Genomic DNA, 16,855 nt, shown 5'->3' on the forward strand with positions numbered 1-16,855 from the left:
CGTTCTACCTCAGCTTCAGGGTGGCAAGGCCGACCAGGACGAGAATCACGGTGATGATCCAGAAACGGACGATCACGCGCGGCTCGGGCCAGCCCTTGAGTTCAAAATGGTGGTGAATCGGCGCCATACGGAACACACGGCGACCGGTCAGCTTAAAGGAGGCAACCTGAATGACCACTGACAGGGTTTCCATCACGAACACGCCGCCCATGATGAACAGGACGATTTCCTGGCGGACGATCACGGCGATGGTGCCCAGTGCCGCGCCGAGTGCCAGGGCACCGACGTCGCCCATGAACACTTGCGCCGGATAGGTGTTGAACCAGAGGAAACCGAGGCCGGCACCAATCAGCGCGCCGCAGAACACAATCAGCTCGCCCGCGCCCGGCACGTAAGGAATCAGCAGGTATTCGGCGAATTTCACGTTACCCGACAGGTAGCAGAAAATCCCCAGGCCACCGCCGACCATCACGGTTGGCATGATCGCCAGGCCGTCGAGGCCGTCAGTCAGGTTGACCGCGTTGCTCGAACCGACAATCACGAAGTAGGTCAGCACGATGAACCCGGCGCCCAGCGGAATGCTGTAGTCCTTGAGCATCGGCAGGATCAGCGTGGTTTCCACCGGCGTCGCGGCAGTCATATAAAGGAAGATCGCGGCGCCGAGGCCGAACACCGACTGCCAGAAATACTTCCAGCGGCTCGGCAGGCCACGGGAGTTCTTCTCGATGACTTTGCGGTAATCGTCGACCCAACCGATAGCGCCGAACAGCAGCGTCACCAGCAGCACCACCCAAACGTAGCGGTTGCTAAGGTCAGCCCAGAGCAAGGTGCTGACGCCGATCGACGAAAGGATCAACGCGCCACCCATGGTTGGCGTACCGGATTTGGACAGGTGCGATTGCGGGCCGTCGTTACGCACCGACTGGCCGATCTGACGGTTCTGCAGAGTACGGATCATCCACGGGCCATAGCACAGCGACAAAACCAGCGCGGTCAGCACACCGAGAATCCCGCGCAGGGTCAGGTACTGGAAGACCGCGAAGCCTTTGTAGAACTGTTGCAGATACTCCGCTAGCAGCAGCAGCATTAATGTTTCTCCAGACTGGACCCGCACAGAGCCGCAACGATGTTTTCCATCGCTGCGCTGCGCGAACCCTTGATCAAAATGGTGGTGTTTGTGTCCTGCTCGGCGGCGAGGGCCTGGATCAGCTCGGCCTGTGTGCCGAAGTGCTGCGCCTGCTCACCGAAAGCGTTTACCGCGTGGACCATGTTCGGCCCGACCGCGTAAAGCGCGGAAACTTTGCCTCGGGCGTACTCGCCCACGTCGCGGTGCCCCTGCTCCGCCCAGTCGCCCAACTCGCCGATATCTCCGAGCACCAGGACGGTGCGGCCGGAAAAGCCGGCGAGTATATCAACGGCCGCGCACATCGAGGTGGGGTTTGCGTTGTAGGTGTCATCGATCACGCGCATGCCGTTTTTCGCCAGTTGCGCGACGGTGCGCCCCTTGACCGGTTGCACCGCGCCGAGGCCGGTGGCGATGCCGAACAGCGACACGCCCAAGGCGTGAGCAGCCGCGGCGGCGGCCAGGGCATTGGCGACGTTATGGGTGCCGAGCAGGTTCAATTGCACGCGCTCGCTACCTTCAGGCGTGTGCAGATTGAACGCCGGGCAACCGCGGGCATCGGTGGCCAGATCGCTGGCGTGGAAATTCGCTTCGCTGTTGCTCAGGGCGAAAGTCAGCACTTGGCGGCCAGCCGCGCGGGTCTTCCAGATGCCGAAAGCCTTGTCATCGAGGTTGAGCACGGCAATGCCATCAGCAGCCAGCCCTTCGATGATTTCGCCTTTGGCTTCGACGATCTTTTCCGGGCCGCCGAACTCACCGACGTGAGCGGTGCCGGCGTTGTTCAGGATCGCTACGTGCGGCTTGGTCAGCCCGACGGTGTAGGCGATTTCACCGAGACGCGAGGCGCCCAGTTCGATTACGGCCGAGGTGTGTTCCGGCGCCAGCTCGATCAGGGTCAGCGGTACGCCGAGGTCGTTGTTCAGGTTGCCACGGGTCGCCAGCACCGGACCGCGCGTGCGCAGGATGCTCGCGAGCATTTCCTTGACCGTGGTCTTGCCGCTGGAACCGGTCACCGCTGCCACTGGCTGGGTGAACGCAGCACGATTCAAGGCGCCGAGTTGGCCCAACGCCTGACGGGTGTCCTTGACCAGCAGTTGCGGCAGCGCGCTGTCGGCGACTTCACGCTCGACCAGTGCCGCGACCGCGCCTTTGCCGGCGACGTCGTTCAGATAGTCATGACCGTCGAAACGCGGGCCGGTCAGGGCGATAAACAACTGGCCTGGCTGGATCGCGCGGCTGTCGATGCTCACGCCATTGAAACTGGCGTCGTCGCCGATCAGCCGGGCGTCGAGCGCGTTGATCAGTTCGCTGAGTGTCAGGGCCTTAAGCATGGGCCACCTCCCACGCGGTCAGGGCATGATCGGCCTCGACCAGATCGGAAAACGCATGGCGCACGCCGTTGATTTCCTGATAGTCCTCGTGGCCTTTGCCGGCCAGAACAATCACGTCGTCAGCGGTTGCGCCGGCGATCAATTGCGCAATGGCCTGGCCGCGACCGGCGACGAAGGTGACTTTATCCACAGCGGTGAAACCGGCGCGGATGTCGTCGAAAATCACAGCAGGATCTTCGGTGCGCGGGTTGTCGTCGGTGACCAGCACCTGGTCAGCCAGGCGCTCGACCACTTCGGCCATCAACGGACGCTTGCCGCGATCGCGATCACCGCCGCAGCCGAACAGGCACAGCAGTTGGCCTTTGACGTGCGGGCGCAGTGCGGTGAGAACTTTTTCCAGGGCATCCGGGGTGTGTGCGTAATCGACCACCACCAGCGGCTGCGTGCCGCCGCCCAGACGCTGCATGCGCCCGGCCGGGCCTTCAAGCTTCGGCAGCACTTTGAGAATTTCGTCGAGCGCGTAATCCAGACCGAGCAAAGCGCCGACTGCGGCCAGCACGTTGCTCAGGTTGAAACGGCCAAGCAATGTGCTGCGCAGGTGGTGCTCGCCTTGCGGCGTGACCAGCGTGGCGCGTACGCCGTGGTCGTCGAACTGCGCTTCGCGGCAAAACAGGTAGGCGCTGCTGTCGAGCAGGCTGTAGGTGATCAAACGCGACCCGCGTTTTTCCGCCGCCAATTGCCGGCCGAAATCGTCGTCAAGGTTGACGACGCGGCACTTCAGGTCGTTCCAGGCGAACAGCCGGGCCTTGGCCTCGGCATAAGCCTGCATGGTGCCGTGATAATCCAGATGATCGCGGGACAGGTTGGTCATCACTGCTACGTCGAAAGCCAGCGCGGTAACCCGGCCCTGGTCCAGACCGTGGGACGACACTTCCATGGCCACGGCTTTGGCGCCGGCCTTTTTCAGGTCACCCAGCGTCGCTTGCACGGCAATCGGATTCGGCGTGGTGTGCAGGCCACTTTCCAGCGCGCCGTAGAAACCGGAACCGAGGGTGCCAACGATGCCGCAATGCTGGCCGAGCAGATCCAGCGCCTGCGCGACCAGTTGGGTCACGCTGGTCTTGCCGTTGGTGCCGGTGACGCCGATCAGGTTCAGGTGGTGACTCGGCTCACCGTAAAAACGCCCGGCAATGTCCGACAGCTGCGCCGCCAGCCCCTTGACCGGAATCAGCGGCACGTCAGTGATCGGCAGCACGGTGGCGCCTTCGACTTCATAAGCCACGGCAGCCGCGCCGCGTTGCAAGGCATCGGCGATGTGCGCACGGCCATCGAAACGGCCGCCGGGCACGGCGAGAAACAGATCGCCAGCGCGCACGTTGCGGCTGTCCAGAGCCAGTTCACGGATCAACAGATCGTGGCCGGCGTGGGGGAATATCTTGTTCAGACTCAATGACATCAGCCGCGCCCTCCATTGGCTTTCAGCGGAACGACCGGGGTGGCGTTGGCCTGCTGTGTAGTCGGCAGGTTGTCCGGGGTGACGTTCATCAGGCGCAGGGTGCCGGACATCACACGGCTGAATACCGGCGCCGACACCAGACCACCGAAGTAACCGGCCTTGGTCGGCTCATCGATCACCACAACAATGGCGTAACGCGGATCGCTCATCGGGCCGAAGCCGGCGAACAGCGAGCGGTAGGAATTTTCCGCGTAGCCCTTGGTGCCGACCGAAGTCTTGCGCGCGGTTCCCGACTTGCCGCCGACGTGGTAGGCCGGCACTTGCGCACGGAACACGCCGCGCGGCGCTTCGATCACTTGCTGCAACATGCCCTGCATGGTTTTCGCCACGGCTTCCGGCAGCACTTGGGTGGTCTGCGGCATCTTGTCGGTTTTGATCAGCGTCAGCGGCGCGAGGCGACCGTTGTTCGCCAAGGCCGAGAACGCGTGCACCAACTGGATCGCGGTCACGGAAATACCGTAGCCGTAAGACAAGGTTGCAGTTTCAGCCTTGCGCCATTCGCGGTAGTTGGGCAGATTGCCGACACGTTCGCCGGGGAAACCCAGGCCGGTGTCCTGACCGAGGCCGACTTTCTGCGCGAGACGGAAAATGGTTTCGCCGCCGATATCGAAGGCGACTTTACTCATGCCGACGTTACTGGAATTGATCAGGATGCCGGTCAGATCGAGCACCGGCCCTTCGGTCTTCGACACGTCTTTGATGGTGTATTTGCCGATCTGCAACGAGCCCGGATACACCTCGACGGTGTCGCTCGGTTTCCAGCGGCCGGTTTCGATCGCCGCGCTCATGGAAATGGCTTTCATGGTCGAACCCGGCTCGAACACGTCGATCATTGCGCGGTTGCGCATCATCGCCGGTTGCAGGTTGCGACGATTGTTCGGGTTGTAGGTCGGCTGGTTGACCATGGCCAGAATCTCGCCGGTCTTCACGTCCATGATCACCAGGCTGCCGGCCTTGGCGCCGTTCTCGATGATCGCGTTGCGCAGCTCGCGGTTGGCCAGGTATTGCAGACGCAGGTCAATCGACAACGCCAAGGGCTTGCCGGCCTTGGCGTTCTTGGTGACCTGAACATCCTTGATCAGCCGGCCACGGCGATCCTTGATGACTTGTCGTTTGCCCGGCACCCCGGCCAGCCATTCGTCATAGGCCAGCTCGACACCTTCGCGACCGTGATCGTCGATGTCGGTAAAGCCGACCATGTGCGCGGTGACTTCACCGGCCGGGTAGAAGCGGCGGAATTCTTCGATGCCGTAGACGCCCGGCACTTTCAGATCGAGCACAGCCTGGCCCTGCTCGGGGGTCAGCCCGCGCACCAGATAAATGAATTCTTTGTTGGCCTGGGCTTCGAGGCGTTCGCTCAGGGCTTTCGGGTCCTGGCCCAACGCGGCGGCGAGTGCCGGCCACTTCTCTTTGGCCGACTGCATTTCCTTGGCGTTGGCCCACAGCGTGGTCACTGGCGTACTGACGGCCAGAGGCTCGCCATTACGGTCGGTAATCAAACCACGGTGCGCCGGAATCGGAATGTGGCGCAGGCTGCGGGCGTCGCCCTGACCTTTAAGGAAGTCACGGTCGACCACTTGCAGGTCGATGATGCGCCAGCAGATCGCCGCGACCATCAGGCCGAGCAGCGCCACCATCAGGCGGAAGCGCCAGGGGAACAGTGCGCCTTCGAGTTTCATCATGGCGCCACCATCTTCACGTCAGCCGCGCCTGGGATGTGCATCTTCAACTGTTCGGTGGCCAGCACTTCGATGCGGCTGTGCGCAGTCCAGGTGCTCTGCTCGAGAATCAGGCGGCCCCACTCGGCCTGCGCCTTGTCGCGCACGCTGAGTTCGTTATAAAGGGTGTTGAGCAACTGCCGGTTCCAGTGCGCGCTGTACGACACGGCAATGGCCGAAAACAGCACGCCGATAAACAGCAGCAGCATCAGAAAGCTGCCGCCGGGCAGTGGTTTGGCGAAAAGCTTGCTCACCGCAACTTCTCCGCGACACGCATGACAGCGCTACGGGAACGTGGGTTGGCTTTGAGTTCGGCGTCGGAGGCCGTCTGCGCTTTGCCGTGGATTTTGATTTTCGGTTCGAAGGCGACGTGCCGAACCGGCAGGTTGCGCGGCAGATTGTCGGCCTCGCCTTTCACCAGTTTGCGCATGAACAGTTTGACGATGCGGTCTTCCAGCGAGTGAAAGCTGATCACCACCAAGCGGCCGCCGATTTCCAGCGCTTCCAGCGCGGCGTCGAGGCCGGCTTCCAGATCGCCGAGTTCGTTGTTGACGTGAATGCGCAAACCCTGGAACGCGCGGGTAGCCGGGTTCTTGCCCTTTTCCCACGCCGGGTTGGCGACTTTCAGCACTTCGGCCAGATCGGCGGTGCGCTCGAACGGTTTGATGTCACGACGCTCGGCGACGGCACGGGCCATGCGCCCGGAGAAACGTTCTTCGCCGTATTCCTTGAACACCCGGGCGATTTCCTCAGCCGGCGCGGTGTTGACGAACTCGGCAGCGCTGATGCCACGGGACGGATCCATGCGCATGTCCAGCGGGCCGTCATTGAGGAAACTGAAACCGCGCTCTGCGTCGTCGAGCTGCGGCGACGACACGCCGAGGTCGAGCAGAATGCCGCTGACCTTGCCGGTCAGGCCTTGCTCGGCAACCACCGAACCGAGCTCGGCAAAGCTACGCTGCACAACGACAAAGCGGCCGTCTTCGGCCGCTAGCGTTTGCCCGGTGGCAATCGCTTGAGGATCCTTGTCGAATCCGATGAGTCGACCGTCCGGCCCGAGCTGGCTGAGGATCAACCGGCTATGCCCGCCGCGCCCGAACGTGCCGTCCAGATAGCAGCCATCAGGACGTACGGCGAGAGCCTCGACGGCTTCGTCAAGCAGTACGGTGATGTGGTTAAAGCCGCTATCAATAGTCACAGGATCAAATCACGCAGTTCATCAGGCATCGCGCCCGGTTGTTGAATAGCAGCAAGGTCAGCGGCAGATACCGCATTCCATGCATCCTCGTCCCACAATTGGAACTTGTTCAGTTGGCCGACCAGCATCGCGCGCTTATCGAGCTTGGCGTATTCGCGCAAACGCGGCGGAACCAGGAAACGACCACTGCCATCGAGTTCGAGGTCGACGGCGTTGCCGATCAATAAACGCTGCAAGCGACGGTTCTCTTCGCGAAGCGAAGGGAGTGCGCGCAACTTGGTTTCAATAATTTCCCACTCATCGAGCGGATAGACACACAGGCATGGATCAACGGCATCAATGGTCACGATCAATTGGCCGGAACTGCGCGAATCGAGCTCGTCACGGTACCGGCTCGGCATAGCGAGACGGCCCTTTGCATCGAGACTGATAGCGTTAGCTCCGCGAAACACGTCAGCGTTTCTCCAATTTTTATCGTTTTGAGCTCAAAAAACCCACTTCATGCCACTTTCCTCCACTTGCGCACACTATAGGAATGCGCCCACCACACCGTCAAGGCGCGGATTAAAGGAAAAGCCTTACAGAACGGAGATTTAGCGACGTAAAAGGAGGCTCAACGAGAATCTGACGTGAAGTTTCGACCAATAACTTGATGCAGCACTGAAAGCTGCGCTCGAAAGTTAAAGTAGTTTGTTAAGAGTAAGATTTTTTCGGTATTACAAAGACGCTTCGGCTGTTGATTGAAGCAGGGTGGGAAAAGGCTATTACCGCATTTGCCGCTGCCGGAAGTTCAGACCAGGCCGGCTGATATTACACAGCCGCGTCTTCTATGTTTCAAGCAGGGAAAGAAAAAGGTGGAGAGTCGATCTGTAAGCCGGGTTCTGTCTTGAACAGTCATTCGTCTACGATGGCCATCACTGGACATCTTTAGCAACCTACCCGATCCCAGCGCGGGCCACGCCTTGGGACCCTATTTGGTCTTGCTCCAAGTGGGGTTTACCTAGCCACGAACTGTTGCCAGACGTGCGGTGCGCTCTTACCGCACCTTTTCACCCTTACCGGCGCTTGCGCGCTTAGGCGGTTATTTTCTGTGGCACTTTCCGTAGGCTCACGCCTCCCAGGCATTACCTGGCACTTCGCCCTATGGAGCCCGGACTTTCCTCCCCCCCCTAATTTTCATAGAGGGCAGCGACTGTCCGATCGACTCTCCGCCGCGAAGGTTAACGGCAGAGCGCCGGAAGAACAAGCGCTAAAACCCTCCAGAGAGCCATGGCGACGGCTTACACGCCTTTCTGTTTATCCAGCGCTACCTGATACAGCACGTTTTTGCGCTCGCCGGTGATTTGCGCTGCCAGTGCAGCGGCGCGCTTGAGCGGCATCTCTTCAAGCAAGAGATCAAGGATACGCATGGCTTCGCTGCTGACCGCGTCTTCCGACTCCGGCGCGGTCCAGCCGGCCACCAGCACCACGCATTCGCCGCGCTGCTGATTGCTGTCGGACTCGACGAACGCACGCAGCTCGCTGAGCGGCAGGCCTTTGAGGGTTTCGAAGGTTTTGGTGATTTCCCGCGCCAGCAGAGCCTGACGCTCGCCGCCAAACACCGCTTCCATATCCTGCAGGCATTCGAGAATGCGATGCGGCGCCTCATAGAAAATCAGTGTGCGCGGCTCTTCTTTAACCGCCTCCAGACGTGCCTTGCGCCCGACCGACTTGGCTGGCAGGAAACCTTCGAAGATAAAACGGTCGGACGGCAATCCCGCCGCCGACAGCGCCGCGATCAACGCGCAGGCACCCGGCACCGGCACTACGTTGATGCCGGCCGCACGGGCCTGACGCACCAGGTGATAGCCCGGATCGGAGATCAGCGGCGTGCCGGCATCGGAAATCAGCGCCACGTTGTCGCCCGCCAGCAACCGGGTAATAAAGCGGCTACCCTCATCTCGTTCGTTGTGTTCGTGACAGGCCGCCAATGGCGTGCCGATGCCGAAGTGCTGCATCAACCGCGCGGAGTGCCGCGTGTCTTCCGCCGCAATCAACGCCACTTCACGCAGGATCTTCAGGGCCCGGGCGCTGATGTCGTCCAGGTTGCCGATGGGCGTCGCCACCACATAAAGCGAGCCCGCAGCGGAATTCAAAGGACCTGGAGCAGTCAAAGCGCACACCTCGTGATCGGTAAAAGCGGCCATTGTAGCGCGTCACGAGGCTTGCGATGCGCTCCAGCCGCGTGCGGTTTTTAGCCAGGTTGTGCGCCGCCGCAACATTTGCTCCAGCTAAATTGACCGATTCACACCAGTAACATCGCGCCCCGGCCAGTGCTTGGGTACAATTCCACGCTAATTTGATCGAGTATCAGGAACACTTACATGATCGCTTGCCTGCGGCTGTTCACTGCCTTCTGCCTCGCTGCCTTGTTGGCCGCGTGTGCCAGCTCCCCTTCCTCCAGCCTTGGCGAACTTCCACGGACTCCGGACGCCAGCATCGAGCAACTGCTCGAACAGGCCGCCCAGGCTAAAACTCCGGAACAAGCCGCCCTACTGCGCCTGAGCGCGGCGGACCAGGCTTACCGTCAAGGCAATGCCGGCCAGTCCGCGCAAATCCTGCAACAAGTGCCGGTGGAGCAACTTAAACCCGGCCAGCAGATTTTCGCCAACACGCTGTCCGCCGAACTGGCCATGACGCGCAATCAGCCGAAAGCTGCGCTGACCGCCCTGAGCCACCCAAGCTTCCAGAAGCTCGGTGAAATGCCGCAAGAGCAGCAAGTACGCACCGGCACCGTCCACGCCCGTGCTCTCGAAGCCGACGGCCAGACATTGGCCGCTGCCCGCGAGCGTGTGTTCATCGCACCGATGCTCGAAGGCGAAGCGGCGAGCAAGAACCACGAAGCGATCTGGACCCTGATCGCTTCGCTGCCAACCGATCAACTGCAACCGAACACCACCGACGATCTCGGCGGCTGGATGGCATTGGCGCAAGCGGTGAAAACCGCCGGCACGCTGGAGCAGCAGCAAGCCGCGATCGACAACTGGCGCGCGCAGAATCCAAAGCACCCGGCGGCTGTCAACCTGCCGCTGCCACTGACCAAGCTCAAGGAACTGGCCAGCCAGCCCCTGAGCAAAATCGCCCTGCTGCTGCCACAGGACGGCCAGTTGGCGTCGGTCGGCAAAGCGCTGCGTGAAGGCTTCATGGCGGCGCACTATCAAGCGCAACAGGCCGGGCAGAACCCACCTGCCATCGAGTTCTACGACAGCTCCAAGCTGACCTCGATGGACGAGTTCTATCGCAAGGCTCAGGCTGACGGTGTGCAACTGGTAGTCGGCCCACTGGAAAAACCACTGGTCAAGCAACTGAGCACTCGCCCGCAACTGCCGATCACCACCCTGGCGCTGAACTACAGCGAAGGCGAACAAGGCCCGGCACAGCTGTTCCAGTTCGGCCTCGCTGCTGAAGACGAAGCTCGCGAAGTTTCCCGTCGCGCACGTGCCGACGGCCTGCATCGCGCCGCGATCATGGTGCCGAAGGGTGAATGGGGCGATCGCGTCCTGCGCGCCTTCAGCCAGGACTGGCAAGCCAATGGCGGCAGCATCGTCGCCACCGAACGTGTCGATCAGCCGGTGCAACTGGCCCAGCAGATCGCCGACATGTTCCAGCTGCGTCAGAGCGAAGCCCGCGCCAAGAGCCTGCAGAATGTGGCCGGCACTAATGTCGCCGCCCAGCCTTCGCGTCGTCAGGACATCGAATTCATTTTCCTTGCCGCTACGCCGCAACAGGCTCAGCAGATCAAGCCGACCCTGAATTTCCAGTACGCCGGTGACGTGCCGGTCTACGCGACTTCCCACGTGTACAGCGCCAGCGGCGACGTCAATCAGTACAACGACATGAACGGCATTCGCTTCTGCGAAACCCCATGGCTGCTGGAAACCAGCGATCCGCTGCGCCAGCAAGTGGCTGCGCAATGGCCGCAAGCCAATGGCAGCCTCGGCCGCCTGTACGCCATGGGCGCCGATGCCTATCGCCTGGCACCGCGCCTGGGTCAACTCAAGGCTCTGCCGGACAGCCGCATCGAAGGTCAATCGGGCAGCCTCGGCATGACCCAGACCCAGCGCGTTGTGCGTCAGCTGCCCTGGGCGCAGTTCGTCAGCGGTCAGGTGCAGCGTCTGCCGGACACGCCGCGCTGATGCCCTACAGGTCACGCTCGCAAAGCGGCAAGGATGCCGAGCGCCAGGCGCTCGAACATCTGCAACAACAAGGTCTGCGCCTGCTGGCGCAGAACTGGTTATGCAAACGCGGCGAGCTTGATCTGGTCATGCTTGATGGCGATACAGTAGTATTCGTCGAAGTTCGCTACAGAAAAAACACTCAATGGGGTGGCGCGCTCGCCAGTATCGACGAGCGCAAGCAGCAGAAACTGATCTTTGCAGCACAGTATTTTCTTCAGCGCGAGTCGCGTTGGGCCAATTCCCCCTGCCGCTTCGATGTGGTGGCGATCGACAGCCACCCGAATCAGCTGAACTGGTTGCAGAATGCTTTCGACAGTTGATCGCCTGCACCCTGCCCTGTTTTCGTCCGACACATTTTGCTCTTTGCTTTGCCGGCTGCACATTCACGTGCCGAACAGCCGCGCCACTTAAGGTCACACAGATGGACATGCAATCCCGAATTCGCCAGCTTTTCCAGGCCAGTATCGACACCAAGCAACAGGCGATGGACGTACTTGCACCGCACATCGAGCAAGCCAGCCAGATCATGGTCAACGCCCTGCTCAACGAAGGCAAAATGCTCTCGTGCGGCAACGGTGGCTCGGCCGGCGACGCCCAGCATTTTTCCTCGGAACTGCTCAACCGCTTCGAGCGCGAGCGTCCGAGCCTGCCGGCGATTGCGCTGACCACCGACACTTCGACGATCACTTCGATCGCCAACGACTACAGCTACAACGAAGTGTTCTCCAAGCAGATCCGCGCGCTCGGCCAGCCGGGCGATGTGTTGCTGGCGATTTCGACCAGCGGCAACTCGGCCAACATTATTCAAGCGATCCAGGCCGCACATGATCGCGAAATGATTGTCGTAGCTTTGACCGGACGCGATGGCGGCGGCATGGCGTCGCTGCTGCTGCCCGAGGACGTCGAGATTCGCGTCCCGGCCAACGTTACGGCACGTATTCAGGAAGTCCACTTGCTGGCGATCCATTGCCTTTGCGATCTGATCGACAGCCAACTGTTCGGGAGTGAAGAATGACCCCTAATCGCCTTGGCCTTCTGGCCTTGACCCTGTGCCTCGGCATCAGCGGCTGCACCTCGGTGGTGAATGCCAGCCGTGAAGCGCCGATCGAAGACGACCGTGGCACGCGCACCTTCGGCAGCAAGATCGACGACTCGCTGATCGAAACCAAAGCAGGCGTGAACATCGCCAAGGCCGATCCGGCCCTGGATAACGATTCCCACATCGTCATCACCAGCTTCAACGGTGTCGTCCTGCTCGCCGGCCAGACACCACGCGAAGACCTCAAGGCCAAGGCCGAACAGGCCGCCGCCAACGTGCAGCGGGTGAAGAAAGTGCACAACGAACTGCAAGTGCTGCAACCGTCCTCCCTGCTTGCTCGCCAGAACGACGCATGGCTGACCACCAAGATCAAGACCCAGATGCTCACCGACGCCAGCATCCCCGGCTCGCGTATCAAGGTCGTGACCGAGAACGGCATCGTCTATCTGCTGGGCCTGCTGACCAAACAGGAAGCCACTCAGGCAACCAATCTGGTTCAGGGTGTGTCCGGTGTGCAGAAGATCGTGAAGCTGTTCGAATACATCGACTGACCTGATTACGCATGAGCTGTGCAGGAGCCGTGTAGGAGCTGACGAGTGCAACGAGGCTGCGATCTCTAGATCTTGCTTCTAAACATCAAAAGATCGCAGCCTTCGGCAGCTCCTACACGACCAACGCAGGCACAAAAAAGGCGATCCATCCGGATCGCCTTTTTTTATTTCACAACCTTCAAACTCGGCCGGCCACTCGGGCGTGGTGGCTCGCTGCCCGGTGGCGGCGAGTCGTCATCCGGATCGATGTCTTCCTCGTCATCCATCGGCAACTCGAGGTCAAACACCATGCCTTGGCCGTTCTCCCGAGCATAGATGCCCAGGATCGCGCTGATCGGCACGTAGAGACTGTGCGGAACACCGCCGAAGCGGCCTTCGAACGTCACCACGTCGTTGTCCATGTGCAGATGACGCACAGCACTCGGCGAGATGTTCAGGACGATCTGGCCGTCACTGGCAAAGCCCTGTGGCACCTGCACCGCCGGGTACTCGGAGTTGACCAGCATGTGCGGGGTGCAATCGTTATCCACAATCCACTCGTAGAGCGCGCGGACCAGATAAGGTCGACTGGAGTTCATAGCGGCTCCTTAAGCCTTAGCGCATATCGCGTTCGACACCAGACAGACTCGCCTGGAAAGCCTCACGCGCAAACTGACGCTCCATATAATCAAGCAGCGGCTTGGCCGGCCGCGGCAGTTCAATACCCAGAATCGGCAAACGCCAGAGTATGGGTAATAGGCAGCAATCCACCAGACTTTGTTCCTCACTGAGGAAGAACGGCTTATCGGCGAACAGCGGCGAAACGCCGGTCAGGCTTTCGCGCAATTCCTTGCGCGCCACGACCCGTGCGGCCTCTTTGCTCTTGGGATCCAGAATCAGATCCACCAGCCCGCACCAGTCACGCTGAATCCTGTGGATCAGCAGACGGCTATTGGCCCGCGCCACCGGATAAACCGGCATCAGCGGCGGGTGCGGGTAACGCTCATCCAGATACTCCATCACCACGGTCGACTCCCACAACGCCAGGTCACGATCGACCAGCGTCGGCAGACTGCCGTAAGGGTTCACCTCAATCAGTTTAGGCGGCTGACGGCCGGCCTCCACGTAAATGATTTCGGCGCTGACACCCTTCTCTGCAAGCACGATGCGCACTCGGTGGGAATAGTGGTCGGCGGGGTCGGAGTAACAGGCCAACCGATTGGTCACGCCCATGGCGATCCTCCTCGCTTGTTGAATTTGTCGGAACCGGAAAAACGCGCGCGCCCAGAGGGCACCTCCCGCAGGGTCTGACTGAGCAGATCCTGCTTTAGCGGAGGCGCCCTTGGGCGCGCGCGATTAACAGCAATGCTTGAAGCGTATCAGTGCACGTCTTTCCAGTATTCACGCTTGAGCAGGTAGGCGAACACAAAGAAGAACGCCAGGTACAGCAAGACATAAGTACCGATGCGCTGATGTTGCAGCTTAACCGGGTTAGCCGAGTAAGCCAGGAAGGTTACCAGATTCTTGACCTTCTCATCGAACTGCTCTTCGTTCAGAGCACCGGACTTCGGCACGATGGTCAACTGATCACACGCTTCATGGGTCAGCGGCGTGCCGGTCAGCGGATCGTATTGCTTCTTCCCGTCCTCGACGATCTGCACCTGTTTGCAGCCCACGACCTGACGACCTTGCAGGCCGACCAGCACGTTAGGCATGCCGACGTTCGGGAAGACCTTGTTGTTCACGCCCCATGGACGCGTCGGATCTTCGTAGAACGACTTCAGGTAACCGTAGAGCCAGTCGGTGCCGCGTACCCGCGCTACCAGCGTGAGATCCGGCGGCGCTGCGCCGAACCAGGTCTTGGCGTCGGCCGGCTGCATGCCGATGTTCATGTGGTCGCCAATCTTGGCACCGGTGAATACCAGCTTCTCCAGCATCAGTTCGTGCGGGATGCCGAGGTCATCGGCGACGCGCTCGTAACGCTGGAACTTGGCACTGTGGCAACCCATGCAATAGTTGGCAAAGGTCCGTGCACCATCCTGCAGGGCGGCTTTGTCGGAGACGTCGATATCGACACTTTCCAGTTCCGGACCATGACCCCCGGCCGCAAAAGACAGGGAAGGCAGCGCAGCAAAAATCAGAGCAAGAAATAACTTTTTCATCAGCCAGTCACCCTTTCCGGAACCGGTTTGGTCTTCTCGAGCCGGGTGTAGAACGGCATCAGAATGAAGTAGGCGAAATACAGGAAGGTGCAGACCTGCGACAACAACGTGCGCCCCGGCGTCGGCGCCAGAACGCCGAGGATGCCGAGAATCACGAAGGAAATGCAGAACACCACCAGCCAGATTTTGCTCAACCAGCCCTTGTAGCGCATCGATTTCACCGGACTGCGATCCAGCCATGGCAGCACGAACAGCACCGCAATCGCCGCGCCCATGGCGATGACGCCCATGAGCTTGTCCGGGACCGCACGCAGGATTGCGTAGAACGGAGTGAAGTACCAGACCGGAGCAATATGCTCAGGTGTCTTGAACGGGTTAGCCGGCTCGAAGTTAGGTTTTTCGAGGAAGTAACCGCCCATTTCCGGGAAGAAGAACACAATGAAGCAGAAGATGAACAGGAACACTACAACACCGACAATGTCCTTCACCGTGTAGTAAGGGTGGAACGCGATGCCGTCCAGCGGGATGCCGTTTTCATCTTTGTGCTTCTTGATATCGACGCCGTCAGGGTTGTTCGAACCCACTTCGTGCAGCGCCAGAATGTGCAGCACGACCAGACCGAGAATCACGATCGGCAGTGCGACCACGTGCAAGGCGAAGAAGCGGTTGAGGGTGATTCCGGAGATAAGGTAGTCACCACGAATCCACTGGGTCAGGTCATCGCCGATCAGCGGAATAGCACCGAACAGCGAGATGATCACCTGAGCCCCCCAGTACGACATCTGCCCCCACGGCAGCAGGTAACCCATGAACGCTTCGGCCATCAGCGCCAAATAGATCAGCATGCCGAACACCCAGACCAGCTCGCGCGGTTTCTGGTACGACCCATAAAGCAGGCCGCGGAACATGTGCAGATAAACGACGATGAAAAACGCCGAAGCACCGGTCGAGTGCAGCAGACGCAGGATCGAACCGTATTCGACGTCGCGCATGATGTATTCGACGGAAGCAAAGGCTTCTTCTGCCGACGGCGTGTAGCTCATCGTCAGCCAGACGCCGGTGACGATCTGGTTGACCAGCACCAGCAGCGCCAGAGAGCCGAAGAAATAGAAGAAGTTGAAGTTTTTTGGTGCGTAATATTTGCTGAGATGGTCTTCCCACATTTTGGTCGCGGGAAAGCGCGCATCAACCCAATCCATGAACTTGCTCATCACGCTTTCTCCGTATCGACGCCAATGACAATCAGGTCATCGGTCTCATAGGAATGCGGGGGAACTGGCAGGTTCAAAGGCGCAGGTTGCGACTTGTAGACACGGCCAGCCAGATCGTAGTGGGAACCGTGGCACGGGCAGAAATAGCCGCCTACCCAGTCTTTGCCCAGATCCGCGGGTGCCACTTCGGGACGGAAGGTCGGTGAGCAACCCAGGTGCGTACAGATCCCGATCAGCAGCAGAATTTCCGGCTTGATCGAGCGCACTTCCGGGTCGACATAAGTGGGTTGCGTGGAGTTTTTGGAGGTCGGATCGGAGAGCTGACCCTCGATCTTCTTGAGATTCCCCAGGATTTCCTCGGTACGGCGGACAATGAACACCGGCTGGCCGCGCCATTCAGCAATCATTTGCTGGCCTGGCTCGATTTTGCTGACATTCACTTTCACCGGTGCACCGGCAGCTTTCGCCTTGGCACTGGGAAACCATGACCCCACGAACGGGACCGCAGCCCCCACCGCTCCTGCAGCACCCACCACGGATGTGGCTGCCACCAAGAAGCGACGCCGGCCTGCATTCACGCCGTCATTGCTCATTCAGTCCTCTCCCATCAGCTTTTTTGGCCTGTTAAATCAGGCGTCTACTAAATAAATCAAATGTTACTTATAAAAATTTTGCCCGAATGGTAATGAAAACCCCCAATTCTGACAAGGTTAATTACCCGGGGCTCAACCCCTCAAGCCCTTGGAGTATAGGGGGTCTACGGCTGTGGCAAGTTGTCACAACGCAATTCTTTGATAAATCGCAGGCATA

At 60.2% G+C, this 16,855-nt stretch carries 17 protein-coding genes and 1 other RNA gene; 4 read left to right on the top strand and 14 right to left on the bottom strand.

Features of this window, described 5'->3' with window-relative positions; all coding sequences use genetic code 11:
• Positions 1 to 4: 4 nt before the first annotated feature.
• From mraY to rsmI, 9 genes are all read right to left on the bottom strand, one after another.
• Positions 5 to 1,087, bottom strand: a complete 1,083-nt coding sequence (gene mraY, locus AB4N53_RS14705; protein WP_016773275.1) for a phospho-N-acetylmuramoyl-pentapeptide-transferase — start codon at positions 1,085 to 1,087, stop codon at positions 5 to 7.
• Positions 1,087 to 2,454, bottom strand: coding sequence for a UDP-N-acetylmuramoyl-tripeptide--D-alanyl-D-alanine ligase (locus AB4N53_RS14710; RefSeq protein WP_460121350.1), 1,368 nt, complete (start codon positions 2,452 to 2,454; stop codon positions 1,087 to 1,089). Before AB4N53_RS14710 ends, mraY begins: the two co-directional genes overlap by 1 nt.
• Positions 2,447 to 3,910, bottom strand: a complete 1,464-nt coding sequence (locus AB4N53_RS14715; RefSeq protein ID WP_460121352.1) for a UDP-N-acetylmuramoyl-L-alanyl-D-glutamate--2,6-diaminopimelate ligase — start codon at positions 3,908 to 3,910, stop codon at positions 2,447 to 2,449. Before AB4N53_RS14715 ends, AB4N53_RS14710 begins: the two co-directional genes overlap by 8 nt.
• A complete protein-coding gene (locus AB4N53_RS14720) occupies positions 3,910 to 5,649 on the bottom strand; it encodes a peptidoglycan D,D-transpeptidase FtsI family protein (RefSeq protein ID WP_178084479.1) in 1,740 nt (579 codons plus the stop codon). The genes AB4N53_RS14715 and AB4N53_RS14720 overlap by 1 nt, the downstream gene beginning before the upstream one ends.
• Positions 5,649 to 5,942: a cell division protein FtsL gene (gene ftsL / locus AB4N53_RS14725; RefSeq protein ID WP_016773269.1), complete on the bottom strand. Its 294-nt coding sequence runs from the start codon at positions 5,940 to 5,942 to the stop codon at positions 5,649 to 5,651. The genes AB4N53_RS14720 and ftsL overlap by 1 nt, the downstream gene beginning before the upstream one ends.
• Positions 5,939 to 6,886 (bottom strand): 16S rRNA (cytosine(1402)-N(4))-methyltransferase RsmH, encoded by a 948-nt coding sequence (gene rsmH / locus AB4N53_RS14730; RefSeq protein WP_460121354.1) that lies wholly within the window; start codon positions 6,884 to 6,886, stop codon positions 5,939 to 5,941. Before rsmH ends, ftsL begins: the two co-directional genes overlap by 4 nt.
• Positions 6,883 to 7,338, bottom strand: a complete 456-nt coding sequence (gene mraZ / locus AB4N53_RS14735) for a division/cell wall cluster transcriptional repressor MraZ (protein WP_007917012.1) — start codon at positions 7,336 to 7,338, stop codon at positions 6,883 to 6,885. The genes rsmH and mraZ overlap by 4 nt, the downstream gene beginning before the upstream one ends.
• 402 nt (positions 7,339 to 7,740) lie before the next feature.
• Positions 7,741 to 8,094: RNase P RNA component class A (rnpB, locus tag AB4N53_RS14740), an RNA gene on the bottom strand.
• 72 nt (positions 8,095 to 8,166) lie between these two features.
• Positions 8,167 to 9,072: a 16S rRNA (cytidine(1402)-2'-O)-methyltransferase gene (gene rsmI / locus AB4N53_RS14745; RefSeq protein WP_016773267.1), complete on the bottom strand. Its 906-nt coding sequence runs from the start codon at positions 9,070 to 9,072 to the stop codon at positions 8,167 to 8,169.
• A 177-nt stretch (positions 9,073 to 9,249) separates the two neighbouring features.
• On the opposite strand from rsmI, the gene AB4N53_RS14750 reads away from it, so the two are divergent.
• The 4 genes from AB4N53_RS14750 to AB4N53_RS14765 all read left to right on the top strand — a co-directional run bounded on the left by AB4N53_RS14750 (position 9,250) and on the right by AB4N53_RS14765 (position 12,693).
• Positions 9,250 to 11,061: a penicillin-binding protein activator gene (locus AB4N53_RS14750; protein ID WP_122752292.1), complete on the top strand. Its 1,812-nt coding sequence runs from the start codon at positions 9,250 to 9,252 to the stop codon at positions 11,059 to 11,061.
• Complete coding sequence (locus AB4N53_RS14755; protein WP_460121356.1) at positions 11,061 to 11,423, top strand: YraN family protein; 363 nt, start codon at positions 11,061 to 11,063, stop codon at positions 11,421 to 11,423. The genes AB4N53_RS14750 and AB4N53_RS14755 overlap by 1 nt, the downstream gene beginning before the upstream one ends.
• Positions 11,424 to 11,524: 101 nt before the next feature.
• Positions 11,525 to 12,118, top strand: a complete 594-nt coding sequence (locus AB4N53_RS14760) for a phosphoheptose isomerase (RefSeq protein WP_008082788.1) — start codon at positions 11,525 to 11,527, stop codon at positions 12,116 to 12,118.
• Positions 12,115 to 12,693 carry a BON domain-containing protein gene (locus AB4N53_RS14765; protein ID WP_024014250.1) on the top strand — a complete coding sequence of 193 codons (579 nt, stop codon included), beginning with the start codon at positions 12,115 to 12,117 and terminating at the stop codon, positions 12,691 to 12,693. The genes AB4N53_RS14760 and AB4N53_RS14765 overlap by 4 nt, the downstream gene beginning before the upstream one ends.
• Positions 12,694 to 12,857: 164 nt before the next feature.
• Here AB4N53_RS14765 and AB4N53_RS14770 read toward each other — a convergent pair whose 3' ends face one another.
• The 5 genes from AB4N53_RS14770 to petA form a co-directional block, all read right to left on the bottom strand.
• A complete protein-coding gene (locus AB4N53_RS14770; RefSeq protein WP_016773263.1) occupies positions 12,858 to 13,271 on the bottom strand; it encodes a ClpXP protease specificity-enhancing factor in 414 nt (137 codons plus the stop codon).
• Positions 13,272 to 13,287: 16 nt separating this feature from the next.
• Positions 13,288 to 13,905, bottom strand: a complete 618-nt coding sequence (locus tag AB4N53_RS14775; RefSeq protein ID WP_007961620.1) for a glutathione S-transferase N-terminal domain-containing protein — start codon at positions 13,903 to 13,905, stop codon at positions 13,288 to 13,290.
• Between the two features lie 146 nt (positions 13,906 to 14,051).
• Entirely contained in the window at positions 14,052 to 14,834 is a 783-nt protein-coding gene (locus AB4N53_RS14780; RefSeq protein WP_460121358.1) for a cytochrome c1, read from the bottom strand.
• Positions 14,834 to 16,045 carry a cytochrome b gene (locus AB4N53_RS14785; protein WP_460121360.1) on the bottom strand — a complete coding sequence of 404 codons (1,212 nt, stop codon included), beginning with the start codon at positions 16,043 to 16,045 and terminating at the stop codon, positions 14,834 to 14,836. Before AB4N53_RS14785 ends, AB4N53_RS14780 begins: the two co-directional genes overlap by 1 nt.
• The gene (gene petA, locus AB4N53_RS14790; RefSeq protein WP_007917031.1) at positions 16,045 to 16,638 is read right to left on the bottom strand and encodes a ubiquinol-cytochrome c reductase iron-sulfur subunit; all 594 of its coding nucleotides are present in this window, start codon (positions 16,636 to 16,638) and stop codon (positions 16,045 to 16,047) included. Before petA ends, AB4N53_RS14785 begins: the two co-directional genes overlap by 1 nt.
• Between the last annotated feature and the right edge of the window lie 217 nt (positions 16,639 to 16,855).

It is taken from the genome of Pseudomonas sp. H3_E04 (assembly GCF_054668915.1).